The 14,144-nt window shown below is 58.8% G+C and carries 18 protein-coding genes and 1 tRNA gene; 11 read left to right on the top strand and 8 right to left on the bottom strand.

Annotated features, from left to right (window positions below; translation table 11 throughout):
* Positions 1–561 precede the first annotated feature (561 nt).
* Complete coding sequence (locus BLU28_RS26745) at positions 562–684, bottom strand: hypothetical protein (protein ID WP_267889664.1); 123 nt, start codon at positions 682–684, stop codon at positions 562–564.
* Between the two features lie 466 nt (positions 685–1,150).
* Positions 1,151–1,241, bottom strand: a tRNA-Ser gene (locus tag BLU28_RS00015).
* 163 nt (positions 1,242–1,404) lie between these two features.
* On the opposite strand from BLU28_RS00015, the gene BLU28_RS00020 reads away from it, so the two are divergent.
* Both BLU28_RS00020 and BLU28_RS26215 read left to right on the top strand, forming a co-directional pair.
* Positions 1,405–1,746 carry a hypothetical protein gene (locus tag BLU28_RS00020; protein ID WP_077986797.1) on the top strand — a complete coding sequence of 114 codons (342 nt, stop codon included), beginning with the start codon at positions 1,405–1,407 and terminating at the stop codon, positions 1,744–1,746.
* Positions 1,747–1,835: 89 nt separating this feature from the next.
* Positions 1,836–2,012, top strand: coding sequence for a hypothetical protein (locus BLU28_RS26215; RefSeq protein WP_004440886.1), 177 nt, complete (start codon positions 1,836–1,838; stop codon positions 2,010–2,012).
* Here the strand turns inward: BLU28_RS26215 and BLU28_RS00025 are convergent, their stop codons facing one another.
* Both BLU28_RS00025 and BLU28_RS00030 read right to left on the bottom strand, forming a co-directional pair.
* Positions 2,013–2,813 (bottom strand): aldolase/citrate lyase family protein, encoded by an 801-nt coding sequence (locus BLU28_RS00025; protein WP_006699388.1) that lies wholly within the window; start codon positions 2,811–2,813, stop codon positions 2,013–2,015. It abuts the gene before it with no gap.
* Positions 2,814–2,820: 7 nt separating this feature from the next.
* Complete coding sequence (locus BLU28_RS00030; RefSeq protein WP_060942528.1) at positions 2,821–4,038, bottom strand: NAD(P)/FAD-dependent oxidoreductase; 1,218 nt, start codon at positions 4,036–4,038, stop codon at positions 2,821–2,823.
* Between the two features lie 323 nt (positions 4,039–4,361).
* On the opposite strand from BLU28_RS00030, the gene BLU28_RS00035 reads away from it, so the two are divergent.
* Positions 4,362–4,709, top strand: a complete 348-nt coding sequence (locus BLU28_RS00035) for a hypothetical protein (RefSeq protein ID WP_004440878.1) — start codon at positions 4,362–4,364, stop codon at positions 4,707–4,709.
* Positions 4,710–4,869: 160 nt separating this feature from the next.
* Positions 4,870–5,982 carry a pyridoxal phosphate-dependent aminotransferase gene (locus tag BLU28_RS00040; RefSeq protein ID WP_077986796.1) on the top strand — a complete coding sequence of 371 codons (1,113 nt, stop codon included), beginning with the start codon at positions 4,870–4,872 and terminating at the stop codon, positions 5,980–5,982.
* A 308-nt stretch (positions 5,983–6,290) separates the two neighbouring features.
* On the opposite strand, the gene BLU28_RS00045 is transcribed toward BLU28_RS00040, so the two are convergent.
* A complete protein-coding gene (locus BLU28_RS00045) occupies positions 6,291–6,554 on the bottom strand; it encodes an SEL1-like repeat protein (protein WP_004440874.1) in 264 nt (87 codons plus the stop codon).
* Positions 6,555–7,156: 602 nt separating this feature from the next.
* On the opposite strand from BLU28_RS00045, the gene BLU28_RS00050 reads away from it, so the two are divergent.
* The 7 genes from BLU28_RS00050 to vapC all read left to right on the top strand — a co-directional run bounded on the left by BLU28_RS00050 (position 7,157) and on the right by vapC (position 11,050).
* A complete protein-coding gene (locus tag BLU28_RS00050; RefSeq protein ID WP_004440872.1) occupies positions 7,157–7,495 on the top strand; it encodes a DUF2147 domain-containing protein in 339 nt (112 codons plus the stop codon).
* Between the two features lie 159 nt (positions 7,496–7,654).
* Entirely contained in the window at positions 7,655–8,251 is a 597-nt protein-coding gene (locus tag BLU28_RS00055) for a hypothetical protein (protein ID WP_077986880.1), read from the top strand.
* Between the two features lie 141 nt (positions 8,252–8,392).
* Complete coding sequence (locus BLU28_RS26220) at positions 8,393–8,575, top strand: hypothetical protein (protein ID WP_035210174.1); 183 nt, start codon at positions 8,393–8,395, stop codon at positions 8,573–8,575.
* Positions 8,576–8,585: 10 nt separating this feature from the next.
* Entirely contained in the window at positions 8,586–8,759 is a 174-nt protein-coding gene (locus BLU28_RS26225) for a hypothetical protein (protein WP_004440867.1), read from the top strand.
* A 103-nt stretch (positions 8,760–8,862) separates the two neighbouring features.
* A complete protein-coding gene (amn, locus tag BLU28_RS00065) occupies positions 8,863–10,368 on the top strand; it encodes an AMP nucleosidase (protein ID WP_004440865.1) in 1,506 nt (501 codons plus the stop codon).
* Between the two features lie 65 nt (positions 10,369–10,433).
* Positions 10,434–10,664, top strand: a complete 231-nt coding sequence (locus tag BLU28_RS00070; RefSeq protein ID WP_004440864.1) for a type II toxin-antitoxin system VapB family antitoxin — start codon at positions 10,434–10,436, stop codon at positions 10,662–10,664.
* The gene (gene vapC / locus BLU28_RS00075) at positions 10,661–11,050 is read left to right on the top strand and encodes a type II toxin-antitoxin system VapC family toxin (RefSeq protein ID WP_004440862.1); all 390 of its coding nucleotides are present in this window, start codon (positions 10,661–10,663) and stop codon (positions 11,048–11,050) included. The genes BLU28_RS00070 and vapC overlap by 4 nt, the downstream gene beginning before the upstream one ends.
* A 3-nt stretch (positions 11,051–11,053) precedes the next feature.
* Here the strand turns inward: vapC and BLU28_RS00080 are convergent, their stop codons facing one another.
* From BLU28_RS00080 to BLU28_RS00090, 3 genes are all read right to left on the bottom strand, one after another.
* Positions 11,054–11,524 carry an OsmC family protein gene (locus BLU28_RS00080; RefSeq protein ID WP_004440860.1) on the bottom strand — a complete coding sequence of 157 codons (471 nt, stop codon included), beginning with the start codon at positions 11,522–11,524 and terminating at the stop codon, positions 11,054–11,056.
* A gap of 61 nt (positions 11,525–11,585) precedes the next feature.
* Positions 11,586–12,959 carry an aspartate aminotransferase family protein gene (locus BLU28_RS00085; protein ID WP_168247133.1) on the bottom strand — a complete coding sequence of 458 codons (1,374 nt, stop codon included), beginning with the start codon at positions 12,957–12,959 and terminating at the stop codon, positions 11,586–11,588.
* A gap of 187 nt (positions 12,960–13,146) precedes the next feature.
* Positions 13,147–14,055, bottom strand: coding sequence for a diacylglycerol/lipid kinase family protein (locus BLU28_RS00090; protein ID WP_037091492.1), 909 nt, complete (start codon positions 14,053–14,055; stop codon positions 13,147–13,149).
* Between the last annotated feature and the right edge of the window lie 89 nt (positions 14,056–14,144).

Raw genomic sequence — 14,144 nt, forward strand, 5'->3', positions numbered from 1 at the left:
GGGCTCAGCAGCGACGATGGCGTCAGCGGCCTGTGCGCCGGATACTGCTGCGAGAGCCGCAGCGGAGCCGATCAGAAGGCTCTTGATGTTCATGGTTGACCTCCAGTCAAAGTTTTTAAAAGGGTCTGGGTACTTTCGCTGAAGGACAGCATTCCCTGCCCCATTCCCGTGTTCTCAGAAGCCAAACGATCCACCGCCTCGCTTCTGGTGGTGAAAATACAAAAGGTTTCGCCGCATGCAATCGCCAACATCCGATAAATAGCATTTACGTATATGCTTCATTTCGGTTTGTTGCGGAAACAACACACACCGCCCTGCGGATGGACAAAAGCTTTTACAATACGTTAAGATTTCTGTTGAGAATCCGTTAGTTAGGGCGGTTAACAAGGTATTTCCAATCCACCGGTGTTTTCCGCGATCCCTTGCTACGCAGGCAGCGCTATAGAGATTTTTTGCCTCCGCTGCACACATCGCAGGTGCGGCCGTCATGCGGGGAACGAGCTGGCTTCGGAAATGAACGCGAGCGGCAAGCGATTCACTGGCAATGATTCGAAAAGCGATTCACCCGCCCTGATCGATCGCGTGCGGCGATGGTTGCTGTCCGACCGTGTCATTGCCGGACATGGCGTAAGCGATGACCGCGATGAGGATGGCGGCCGCAAGGATGGAGAGAACAAGGCGCATCGTCAGTTACCTTCCGCTGGAAGAGAGCCGAACAAGGTCGGAGCACGAAAGTTCGCGCATTCACGATATTTGCGGATGATTTGTAGAGTAATATCCAGATATCAGTCAGCGATGCCAGCCCGGCCAATGTCAATGAAGCCCGCTATCTCACCTTTATGAATCAGAAGATTATCAAGCGAGAGCTCGACATGGGTGGCAACCGAATCAGCTGTGAACGCGAACGATAGAGGCGCTGAATTGCCTGCCACACCTGTAAGGCGGCGCAGGACTTGTTCCGACTGGCGTGGATCATTCATCAGTCGCCATACGGTCTTGACGCCTACGACAAGCCTCTCCCCCGCCTGCCGAAGGGGCGAATGCCGTCTCATTGCACGGAACCGGGCCATGAACTCAGTATATGTGGTGTGGGGCTTAAGAAAGGATCAGCGCTTCGACTGCCTGGTGGCGTGCGGTGATCGTCATTAAATGGCGGAGAGGATGGGATTCGAACCCACGATACGCTTTTGACGTATACTCCCTTAGCAGGGGAGCGCCTTCGACCACTCGGCCACCTCTCCGGTGCGGCCTGATTATTGCGTAAGAAAAATGATTGCAAGGCTTTTTCGCCAAGAAGCCAAAAAACCTGTTGGCCAAACAAACCGCGGGTCAAACTTTACGTCCGGTTGCGGAACTTCTTCAGGGCCCGCACGTTTCCACCTTGGTAACAAAAGAGGTGTTCTAATGGCTCAGACCAAACTGAATGTTGTCGAAGACACGATCGAAAACCAGATTGCAGAACTGCGTTCGCAGATCGCATCCCTGTCCAAATCCGTTTCCGCCCGTGCGGAAGGTGTTGGCGAGGATGCATCGGAATTTCTGGATGAGGCGCGCGGCCGCGTTCGCAAGGCGGCGCATAATGTCCGGGCGCAGGGCCAGAATGTCGTGGAAGCCGTGAAGGAAAATCCAGGCACCGCCACTTCCCTGCTGACGATCGTCGGCGCACTCGGTTTCGCGATCGGTTATGCGGTGGGCACGAGCACGCAGCAGAGTTCGCCGAACAGCAGCCTTTATCGCTGGCGCTGATGACGAACGGGCATTAAATCAAGGCAAGGCGGGTTTGCCCGCCTTGCCTTTATGCATTGGTAAAAACGGCAGGAATGAAGGGGGCGAATATGCGGTTCAGCGACGATCTTGAGGCGGCATTGTCTGATTTTGCAAGGGATCACGGCATCGACAGGGACGAGGCAATCCAGCGCATCGTCCGCTCCGCCCTCATCAATGGCGGTTATCTCGCCTCCGGCGAGGAAGGTATTCCGCCGGAGAAGCTGAACGCCAGTAACGACGATTGATCAATATCCCGATCCGGACGGCGTCACTACCGGCCCACCCTTGTAGCGGGCGGAAAGCGCACGCAGCGTATTGGCGAATTCCGTGACATCGGCTCCCACGGCAACGAACGACGCGCCGAGTTCCAGATAACGGCGATTATAGGTTTCATTGAAGGTGAGGATGCCGGCGGCCTTGCCAGCCGCGACGATTTTCACGATCGCCGCTTCGATAACCGCCTGCACCGCCGCTTCGTCAATCCTTCCCAGATAACCCATGTCCGCGGCGAGATCCGCCGGGCCGATGAAGACGCCATCCACGCCGTCCACCGCAAGAATATTGTCGAGATCTTCGATTGCCGCGCGGGTTTCCGCCTGCACCAGCAGGCATACGCTGGCAGAGGCGCTGTCGGCATAATCCGTTATTGTATTAAAAGCGGAAGCGCGGGCGACGGCCGCTCCCATGCCGCGAATGCCGCGCGGCGGGTAATGCATGGCGCTGACGAGGGCTTCCGCCTGTGCCGCTGAATCGACCATGGGCACAAGAAGCGTGCGGGCGCCAGCATCCAGAAGCTGCTTGATCATCCAGCTCTCGCCGACAGGCACACGCACCACCGGCTCGGCGGCAGAGGTGGCAAGCGCGCGCAGCTGGTCGATGATGCTGCGCAGGTCGTTCGGCCCGTGCTCACCGTCGATCACCAGCCAGTCGAAGCCAGCCGTTCCGGCGATTTCCGCCGTAATGGCCTCGCCCATGTCGAGCCACAGGCCAATCTGCGGCTTGCCGGCATGAATGGCGGTTTTGAAACGGTTTTCGGCAGCGGGCATGATATCCTCAGGAGAGCAGTAATTTCAGATCGGCGGACGGATCCGCCAGGATTGTGCGGTCGGGTTGGGCGGCTGTATCGAGCAGTTTCTTACCCGCAACATAGGCCTTGGCGTCATTGACGGCATCGACAGCCACGAAGCGGCCATCACGGAAATACCAGATGGACCAGCTGCCTTCCCTTGCGCCGGGCCTCAAAATCGTCTCGTCGTAACCGAGATTGAAGCCGGCGATCTGCAGCTTCACATCGTACTGATCCGACCAGAACCAGGGTTTCGCGTCGTATACCGCTTCCGTGCCGGCCAGTACCGCGGCGGCCGCCTCAGCCTGATCGACCGCGTTCTGGACCGATTCGATCCTCACCTGCTGGCCGCGCCAGGGCAGAAGCGCGCAATCGCCCACCGCATGAATGGCGGGGTCGGATGTGCGGGTATATTCGTCAACCACGATGCCGTTACCAACATCGAGACCCGATTCGCGGGCAAGCCGGTCGTTCGGTGTCACGCCGATGCCGACGATGACGAAATCAACGTCGATCGTCGAACCATCTGAAAGTTCGGCCGCAGCAACCCGCCCGTCCATGCCGACGAGGCGCACGAGGCCGGTTTTTTCGCGGATGGAAACGCCCTGGGCCTGATGAATGCCGCGCATGATATCCGCAGTTTCCTTCGCCGCCACGCGCTGGAGAATACGGTCGGCCATTTCGATCAGCGTCACCTCGAGGCCAAGCTTGCGGGCAACGGCGGCAGCTTCAAGGCCAATATAACCGCCGCCAATGACCAGCAGCCTGCGGCCCGGCTTCATCTCCTCCGTCAAGCGGTCGGCGTCGCGCCTGTCACGGACGGTAAGCACGCCGTCGAGATCGCCACCGATGCTGGCGGGCAGCAGCCGGGGCGCGGCCCCGGTCGCAAGAACCAGCCGGTCATAAGAAAGCGTACTGCCATCCTGCATGCGCACGGTCTTACCGGCGGGGTCTATCTCCTCCACCCAGGTGGAAAGCCGGATATCGACATTGTTTTCGGCATACCATTCTTCCGGGCGGAACATCAGCCGGTCAAAACTCATCTCGCCGAGGAGGTATTTTTTGGAGAGCGGCGGCCGCTGATAGGGGTAGGCATCTTCCGAGCCTATGATGGTGATGGCACGCTCGTCCTTCAGCACCCGGAGCTTCGACGCCAGCGCAAAAGCGGCCTGCCCCGCCCCGACGATTACCAGCCTTCCAGTCACTTTCCACTCCCAGGACAATCACAGCCGGCCTATGACGCCCGAGGCTGCGAAGCGATATTGCACGATCAGGCGTAACGCCAAGTACGGCCGGCGTCAACCGCACGAGGCTCCAGCCCTGTGCAAGCGTGCCCGATTATCAAAACGGGCGCCCGCCTTCTGCAACCAGTCGAGATAAAGTGCGTTTTAAACAGGCGAAACGCGGGTTGCGTACACAAAGCTGGCCCATGTCGATACGGACAAGAGACAATTGCGGATATTTCCTTCACGCCCTGGCAAGGAAGCCGCGTTAAAATCAGACGGAAGAGGCAATCCGGGAGGTTGTCATGGCTCTACATATGGATATCGGTCAAAACGTCCCGCAGGACGAGATGTATGAGAAATTTCAGATCGACCGGCCCGGCAAGATCACCTTCATCGGGCACCACCTGAGCGCCAAGGACACCATGCGCTGCCTGGTGCGCACCATTTCGCTCTACGGCGCGGAGCTGGATGTCAGTGCCGATCTGGAAATGCCGGTCAACTTCTATCTGGAAATTCTCGGTATCCGCGACGAAATCGGCTGCACGCTGATCCGCCGGGAAGAGGAAAAAGTGACGATCGGCTTCAACATGCTGATCGATGCCGAATTTCTGCACCATGTCCGCCGGCTGAGCTTCGAGACCAGCGTCTGAGCAGCACCCGCGCGTAAGCCCGCCGATCTTTGCGTTGTGCCGTGGCGAACCAAAAATCTGTTGCCAAACGCTCATCTAACCCCCGGGCGCGGCTTGCGTCCGGTTTTTTTGCACCTATTGTGAGCCGGGTTTTCAAACACAGGTCCCGGAACTTCTGTCAATGTCCGCTTTTTCACGCCTCACGCCGCTTGCCGCTTCGCTTCCCTCCACCGTTCCCTTCGTCGGCCCGGAGGCCATAGAAAGGAACCGCGGCTTGAAGGTGGAGGCGCGAATCGGTGCAAACGAAAGCGGCTTCGGCCCCGCGCCATCAGTGCTTCTGGCGATGCGCGATGCGGCGGCTGAAACCTGGATGTATAGCGATCCGGAAAATTTCGAGCTGAAGGAAGCGCTTGCCATCCACCACGGGGTTTCGCGCGGCAACATCGCCATAGGCGGCGGAGTGGACGGATTGCTCGGTGAAATCGCCAGGCTGATCGTGGAACCAGGCACGCCTGTTGTCACCTCTTTGGGAGGCTACCCCACCTTCAATTATCACGTGAACGGTTTTGGCGGAAAACTGGTGACCACGCCCTATGTAGACGACCACGAAAACCTCGACGGGCTTCTCGACCTCGTTCACACGGAAAACGCGCCGCTCGTCTATTTCGCCAATCCGGACAATCCCATGGGAAGCTGGTGGGATGCGAGCGAGGTGGTGGCATTTGCCCGTGCGTTGCCGGAAACCTGCCTGCTCATTCTGGACGAGGCCTATTGCGAAACCGCGCCCGCGAGCGCGGTGCCTGCTATCGACGCGCTGATCGGCCAGCCCAATATACTGCGCATGCGCACCTTCTCCAAAGCTTACGGGCTCGCCGGCGCCCGCGTGGGTTACGCCATCGGCACGCTTGGCAATGTCGAAGCCTTCGACAAGATCCGCAACCATTTCGGCATGGCGCGTATTTCTATCGCCGGCGCTTTGGCAGCGCTCAAGGACCAGGCCTATCTGCACGAGGTGGTTGGCAAGATTTCCGATGCGCGGGATCGTATTTCCGCTGTCGCCCGCAATAACGGCCTTTCACCGCTGCCCTCCGCTACCAATTTCGTTACCATCGATTGCCACCGCGACGGCGCCTATGCGCGCGCCATCGTTGACGGGCTGATGGACCATGGGGTTTTCATCCGCATGCCGGGCGTGGCCCCGCTTAACCGTTGCATCCGCGTGAGCGTTGGGCCGGGTGACAAGCTCGATCTGTTCGAGCAGGCATTGCCGAAGGTTCTCAAGGCAGTCGGGTAAGCTCCCAACCCGCCTTCATTCCTGTGTTCGTCACAGGAATGAGGGTTGGAAAGTGCCGCGCGTTACACGCATCGAATCAACATCCTCCCGCAAGCCCCTGCGCGAGAATCATTTTCCGGCGAAGACACATTGCAGAACATAAGAAAACCGCGCCGGCCTTGTTCCTGCCGGTCGCGGTTCGATGTGTCAGCGCAAAAGCTTCGTTTCGGAGCCCTCGCCGCGTTCCCCTTCGGGTTTTACTTTCGTTTGGGCCGGTCGTCGGGACTGGAGGGAACCGGACCGGCAATCTTATGGATCGCCGAGATCGATCAGTGCATCGTCATCCAGTCGCGGGCAGCGCGAAGGGCTTCGGCCAGTTCCGCTTTCGTCATGTTGCGGGCGAGATCCGCACGGAGAGAAGCCGCTCTTTCCGATCCGCGGATCGCGGCTATGTTAAGCCATTTGTGGGCCGCGATCAGGTCCACCTTGCAGCCCCGGCCGGTCGCATAGACCAGGCCGAGATTGCAAAGGGTGTCGGCGCGGGTTTCGCCACCGGCAGCCATTTCGATATCACTGATGTCAAAGCGTGCCATTGTTTTAATCCCTGTCGTTCTACCTGTTTTCATCGTGCGCCTTCTTGCCGAGGCGTCTTCCGGACTGCCGTCTTTTGCGGCTTTTTTGTCCTTCCGTCCGGCAGGTTTTCCCTGCGCTTTTGATGAGTTCACTATGCCACGAGGCTTTCAACGCTCGCTTAAAAGGCATGATTAATGTGCCGCAAACAAACTGCAAACGATTGGTAAAATTGGGTTTTTGTTAAATATCATTGCCTGCGGAAATTAAGGACTTTCCGGTGAATTTTACGAAAGCTTTACAATTGGATTTAAACCCTTCCTTCACCACGAAAAGAACCCCGATTTTCGAAACTGCTCTCCTTCGCCCTCCCCGCACACGCCAACGCTGCACCGGCACCGCAAATTTCTGTTTCCTTTTACGTGAACGTCAAATACTATCCGCCCTGCCCGTCACGAGGATAAAACGGGCACGGAAGAGCGCGGTGGGAGGAGCAATCGTTGCACCGCACGGCGGCCGCCGGCCAGAGATGGTGCGGGGCATGCCGAAGGGAGTTTGATCTGCGCATCGCATCTTTGGCCGTTCCGGCCTGGGAAAAGCCTGCGCGAATTTCGGGAGGAATTTCATGAAGCTTATGATGACGATTGCCGCTGCCCTGTTGATGAGCGGCAATATTGCCTTTGCCGCCGAGGCGATCGAAGGCAACTGGAAGACGGCCAGCGGCGAAACCGCGGTGATCGGCCCCTGCGGCGGCGCTTTCTGCGTGACGCTGAAGACCGGCAAGCATGCCGGAAAACAGATCGGCAAGCTTTCGGGAAAGGGAAACAGCTACTCGGGTGAGATCACCGATCCTGCCAATGACAAGACCTATAGCGGCTCCGGCACCGTTTCGGGAAATTCGCTGAGCATGAAGGGTTGCGTGCTGAAGGTTCTGTGCAAATCGCAGACCTGGACACGGCTGTAATACAGGGAACGGCAGGCGGGCTTTTGTCCCCCAGCCTGCAGTCTCGCGACGCAGAGCGCGGTGGCTGCCAGGAATCGCGCGCAGGCTGCGAACAGACGTCGCATGCAAACCATATATCCGTTTATTATCGCTGCATCCGATGCCAATGAGAGCAACGATATGCGCCCCACCCTTTCGACAATTCTGATCGCGGGCACCTCGCATGTCGGCAAAAGCACACTGGCCTGCCTGCTCAGCGAAAGGCTGCGCTGCGAGGCGATATCGACCGACAGTCTCGCCCGCCATCCGGGGAGGCCATGGGCGGGTATTCCGGTGCCTGTTGAGGAATATTACGCACAGCTGTCGGCGGATACGATCCACTGGTTTCTCAAGGTCCATCACCAGAACATCTGGCCGCTGATCCGCGCGATGATTGACAGAAGATCCGGCACAGGGACTACGACGATCTTCGAGGGCGCCGCCCTGCGACCGGAGTTCATATCGCCTCTCCTCGACAGCACGGTGGCGGGCGTATTTCTTCATGCCGACAATGATTTTCTTCTCGAAAGAATGCGCTCTGAAGCACGCTACCAAGATGCAACGGCGAAGAGGCAGCGGATCATGGACGCCTTCATCGAACGCTCGCTACGTGAGAACACCGAGATGCTGGCATCCGCGCAGGAACACCGGGTGCCGATTGTCGACGTGACCCAAGGTGAAGAATTGGAGAAACTGCTAACCGATCTTGCGCCAGGCGCGGACATCCCTCTGTCCTGAAGCTGGGCATGCGCACCACTGCGGCATCAATCCGCCATGTCGCCGCCCGTTAACATCCCTGAACACCATATGAACCGGGGCCTCAGGGTCCGTTCAGTCCGACTATGGCAAAACTCTGTCCATCAACTCCGATAAAGGGGAATGGACATGACAAAGCTGATCAGCCGACTGGCAATCTTCGCGTTTCTCATGGCGATCTTCGCCATGTCCTTCGCCTCGCTCGTCGTTAATCCGAACCGCAGTTTCCAGCGCGTGAATGCCGGTGCGGCAATCGCCTGCCAGCACGGCCCGGCGCCCGCCGCCAATTGCCCCGTCGTATTGTGAGGACCAGCCAATGACCACCAGTTTTTCCAACGGCCTGTTCTCCGCACTGCGGCTGATGCTGATGGCCTCGATCTTTCTCGGCCCGGTGGCCGGACTTGCGGTTTACAAGGCCGATCCCCGCCCCGCCTCCAAAGGCGCCGGCTTCGTGCTGCTGATGAGCCTGCAGCGCGGCGCGCTCGGCTGAGTTTCTGCCGCGCCAGCATTGTCCGGCTGCATTTTCGCGTTTCTTTTCAGTTTCTTCGTATTTCTGTCGCTTGCCTGTCGAAATTGGCCTCTTATAATGGGCCATGACAATAGCAAAACCAACGATTCCGCCCCTCACCTTCATCAGTCCAGAGCCTTTCGCGCCGCAAACATTCACGGACCCGAAAGAAGCTGTTGCGGCTTTGAGCGCGCTCTACGAACGCAACACGGCGTTCCTGATCAATTCCTTCACAGACCTTGCCAAGGGCGCGCCGATTGCCGGGCGTTACCGCGCCTGCTACCCGCAGGTCAGCCTCGAGACCGCCACTTTCGGCCATGTCGATTCCCGCCTTTCCTATGGCCACGTAACCGCGCCCGGCGTCTATACGACAACGATCACACGGCCTGAGCTTTTCCGCCACTATCTCAAGGAACAGCTGGGGCTTCTTATGAAGAACCACGGCGTTCCGGTCACGGTGTCGGAATCGGCTACGCCCATTCCGCTGCATTTCGCTTTCGGTGAAGGCGCGTATGTAGAGGCGGCGGCGGCTTCGTCGCTGTCAGACGTGCCGCTGCGTGATCTCTTCGATACGCCCGATCTCAACAATACCGACGATCTCATAGCCAATGGCGAATATGATCAGGTGCCGGGCGAGCCGGCGCCGCTTGCGCCCTTTACGGCGCAGCGCATCGATTATTCGCTGGCGCGCCTCAGCCATTATACGGCGACGAGCGCCAGCCATTTCCAGAACTTCGTGCTGTTCACCAACTACCAGTTCTATATCGACGAATTCGCTGCCTGGGCGAGGCAGATGATGAAGAATGGCGGCGAGGGTTACACGGCCTTTGTGGAGCCGGGCAACATCATCACCCATGCGGGTTCCGACAAGCCCGAGACGGACGCGGTGCTGGCCCGACTGCCGCAGATGCCGGCCTATCACCTGAAGAAAAAAGGTCACGCCGGCATTACGCTCGTCAATATCGGCGTCGGCCCCTCCAACGCCAAGACGATCACCGATCACATTGCCGTGCTGCGCCCGCATGCGTGGCTGATGGTCGGCCACTGCGCCGGGCTGCGCAACAGCCAGCGGTTGGGCGACTATGTTCTGGCCCACGCCTATGTGCGCGAGGACCACGTGCTTGACGACGACCTGCCGGTGTGGGTACCCATCCCGGCTCTTGCCGAAGTGCAGCTCGCGCTGGAAGGTGCAGTCGCCGAAGTCACGGGTTACGAGGGCTTCGAACTGAAGCGCATCATGCGCACCGGCACCGTCGCTACCATCGACAACCGCAACTGGGAGCTCCGTGATCAGGCCGGTCCCGTCAAGCGCCTATCGCAGTCCCGCGCCATCGCGCTTGACATGGAATCCGCCACCATAGCGGCCAACGGCTTCCGCTTCCGTGTGCCCTACGGCACTCTGCTGTGCGTTTCCGACAAGCCACTGCATGGCGAATTGAAGCTGCCAGGCATGGCGACGGAATTTTACCGCACCCAGGTCGCCCAGCATCTGCAGATCGGCATCCGCGCCGTGCAGAAGCTTGCCGCCATGCCGACAGAAACGCTGCACTCGCGCAAGCTCAGAAGCTTCTACGAGACGGCGTTCCAGTAAAAAGAGATATCGCAGAAGCATGCCTTGGTGTATGATTTTGAAAATCGATACACCAAGGATTATCCATGCGTACGAATATTGATCTTGATGACGCCTTGATCGCCGAAGCGATGGAAATTACCGGCCTTTCGACAAAAAAGGCGACGGTGGAGAAGGCGTTGCGCGATCTTGTAGAGAATCTCGGACGACGCAAAGCGTTGGAAGAACTGAGAGGCATCGGCTGGAGTGGCAATCTGGACGATGTGCGCCGTAGCTGGAGCGTGGACGACATCGAAGCGCAAGACGCCGCGGAATGATAGTCGTCGATACTTCTGTCTGGATTGACTGGTTTCAGAATAAATCCACGCGCCAAGGTAGGATGCTAAATGATATCGGCGATCTGACCGACGTCATCATCGGCGACATTATTCTCCTCGAAATCCTGCAGGGCGAACGCAACGACGATCGGGCGGCGGCGATACATGACCGGTTAAAGCGCTTCGGTTTTGTCTCGATGCTCACGCCAGAACTTGCCGTGAAATCCGCCGCTAACTATCGGAAACTTCGAAGCGTTGGGAAAACCGTGCGTAAAACTCCCGACCTCATCATCGGCACCTACTGTATTGAGCACGGCCATAAGCTGCTGCAAAACGACCGAGACTTTCAGCCGATGGCCGATCATCTCGGTCTGCAACTGGCATGAGTCTCAAACCACCTTCACGGTCCCCTCCACCCGCACCGGAAAATTCACCGACCGCGCGATGAAGCACTTGTCGTGCGCGTCATGGTGCAGCGCATCCGCCCGGGCGGGATCGCCCTTCGAGATGGTGATGACCGGTTTCAGCACCACTTCGCTGAACTGCCCGGCGCCATCCTTTTCCATGACGAGCGTGCCTTCGGCATCGTCGACATAGTCTTCGACGATGATGCCGTTGACCGAGCAGAAATGCAGGTACCAGAGCTTGTGGCAGGCCGAGAGCGAAGCGACCAGCAGGTCTTCAGGATTCCAGCGGGCGGGATCGCCACGGAAGGCCGGATCGGACGAGCCGGCTATATCAGCCTTTCCCTCGGTGGAAATTGTGTAGTCGCGTTCGTAGTCGCGATAGCCCGACGTGCCCTTGCCACGATTACCCGTCCACGTCACCTTCACGGCGTAATGGTGTTCCTGTCCTGCCATTTCAGTCCTCCCTTGGCATCTCTTTTCGCATTCTTTAACGGAAAACCGGTGTCCACTTTCCCTAGAAATGCTCGCGCGTATCACGCAGGTGGTCGAGCCCCTTGCGCAACGTCTCTATGATCTCATCCACTTCCGAACGGCTGATGGTCAGCGCCGGCGAAGCCAGCATTCGGTCGCCCGTTGCGCGCATGACGAGGCCGTTTGCAAGGCAATGATTGCGCACCGTTATGCCAACATCGTCCGGCTTGCCGAAGCGTCTGCGGGTCGCCTTGTCCACCGTGATCTGCAGTCCACCCATCAAGCCGACATTGACGGCTTCGCCCACCAGTTCGTGGTCCTCAAGGCTTTTCCAGCCCTCGGAAAAATAAGGGCCGATATCGTCGCGCACCCGCTCCACCAGACCCTCCGCTTCGATGATGCGGAGATTTTCCAGCGCGGCGGCGGCGCAGACGGGATGTCCGGAATAGGTGAAGCCGTGGTTGAAATCACCGACCTCGGACAACATCACTTCTGCCACCCGATCCGACACGACCACGCCGCCAATCGGCAGATAACCCGAGGACAGGCCCTTGGCGATGGGGGCAAAGTCCGGCTCCACGCCGAAATACTGGTAGCCGAACCAGGAGCCCAGGCGACCGAAACCGCAGATCACCTCATCGGAGACGAGCAGAATATTGCGCGCCTTGCAGATACGGGCGATTTCCGGCCAGTAGGTCTCCGGCGGTACAATGACGCCACCGGCTCCCTGAATCGGTTCGGCCACGAAAGCAGCAACGTTTTCCTCGCCCAATTCGTCGATTTTCTCATTGAGTTCGCGAGCCACCTTCAGGCCGAATTCGGCCGGAGAAAGATCGCCACCCTCGGCATACCAATAGGGCTGGCCAATATGGGCGACGCCATCGATGGGCAGGCTGCCCTGCTCGTGCATCCACGTCATGCCACCCAGCGAGGCCCCGGCCACCGTCGAGCCGTGGTAGCCGTTGCGGCGGGCGATAACTTTCGTCTTCGCGGGATGGCCGAGGGCCTTCCAGTAGACCCGCGCCATGCGGAACCAGGTATCGGTGGCTTCCGAGCCGGAATTGGTAAAGAATACGTGGTTCATGCCAGGCCCGGCGTGAGAAGCGATCTTCTGCGCCAGCAGCGTCGCGGGCGGCGTGGTGGTGCCGAAAAACGCGTTGTAATAGGGGAGCTCGTTCATCTGACGCCGTACCACATCGGCGATCTCGCGGCGTCCGTAACCGATATTCACACACCAGAGGCCGGCGAAGGCGTCGAGATATTTCCTGCCGGTGCTGTCGTAGATGAACACCCCTTCCGCGCGCTCGATGATGCGGGTGCCGGCGGCGTTGAGCTTGCCCATGTCTGAAAAGGGATGGAGATGATGGGCGGCATCGATGGCAGCAAGGTTGGAGAGGGGTTTGGAGATTTCATTCATGACAGATCGCACTCCCATAGAAGCGACAGCGCGCACGCCATCGCACCCGCCGACCATGGCCGGGCGGCTTCGATTTGGCAAGACTGGAGGTTTTCAGGGGCTAGGGAGGACACGACATCGCCGCCTGTTTTTCTCCCCGCCGGGCAGAAGAACAGACGGCGATGGCCTAATTCACGGTCGGTTTGCGCTAAGCGAAGAACGCCCGCCCCACCAGCACCTTCAACTCGCCGGCGTGCACTTCCAGTGCCACGTCGCGTTCCATCGGCAGCAGCTCGCCATCGATGACGCAGCGGACATCATGGCGTTTCTTGGGAAAATGCAGTTCCACATCCGTCACGGTCATGGCTGTCACGGCGGCATTCTGCTTGAATTTGCCGCGCAGAATATCCAGGGCGAGTCTGGCGACACCGGACGGGCGTAACGGATCGGTGAGATAAAAACCCAGATGGCCGCCGGAGACGTTATCCGCCACCAGCAGCGAATTCTGACCGAATTCATTGTTGGAGACGGAAATGGCGGATACCTTTCGATGCTGCGTCCGGCCATCAACGGTGTATTCCACCTCGAAAACAGGCGGGTTGAGGATGACGCTGATGGCGGCACGGATGCTCGCCTTGATCTTGCCGAGACGGGAGGCAAAGGCGAGATTGTTTCGATAGCGCACCATGCGCGAATGCAGGCCCGCGGAAAACTGGTGGACAAAGAGGCGGCCATTGGCGCTGGCGATGTCGACACTGGCAATCTCGCCATTCGCCAGCGTCTCCAGCGCCTGACGAATGTCGAGCGGCAGCTTCAGCGAGCGGGCGAAGAGGTTCATGGTGCCGGCCGGCACGATGCCGAGCGCGATGCCCTGTTTCCAGGCAATGCCGGCAGCCGCCGAAATGGTGCCATCTCCGCCGCCGGCAATGATGCCTTCAATGCCCGGCTCCTCGGCGGCGCGTTCCATTTCCTCGACGACGTCCTTTCCGGAGACAAGACGGCAATCGATCACGTGTCCGGCGCGGGTGAAGACCTCGCGGGCATGATCACAATAGGCTTCCATGTCGGTGGTGCGAAATGTGCCGCCGTCACGATTGAAAATTGCAATGAGCTTCATGTTTCCAACCCGGTCCCGTAACATTCGCAGCCGCGCGTAAATGCCTGGCCTTATATAGAGTTCCGAACACCATCGCGTGAAGATCGTCT

This window comes from Agrobacterium pusense (assembly GCF_900102105.1).
In the GTDB taxonomy this organism is placed as follows: Bacteria; Pseudomonadota; Alphaproteobacteria; order Rhizobiales; family Rhizobiaceae; genus Agrobacterium; species Agrobacterium pusense.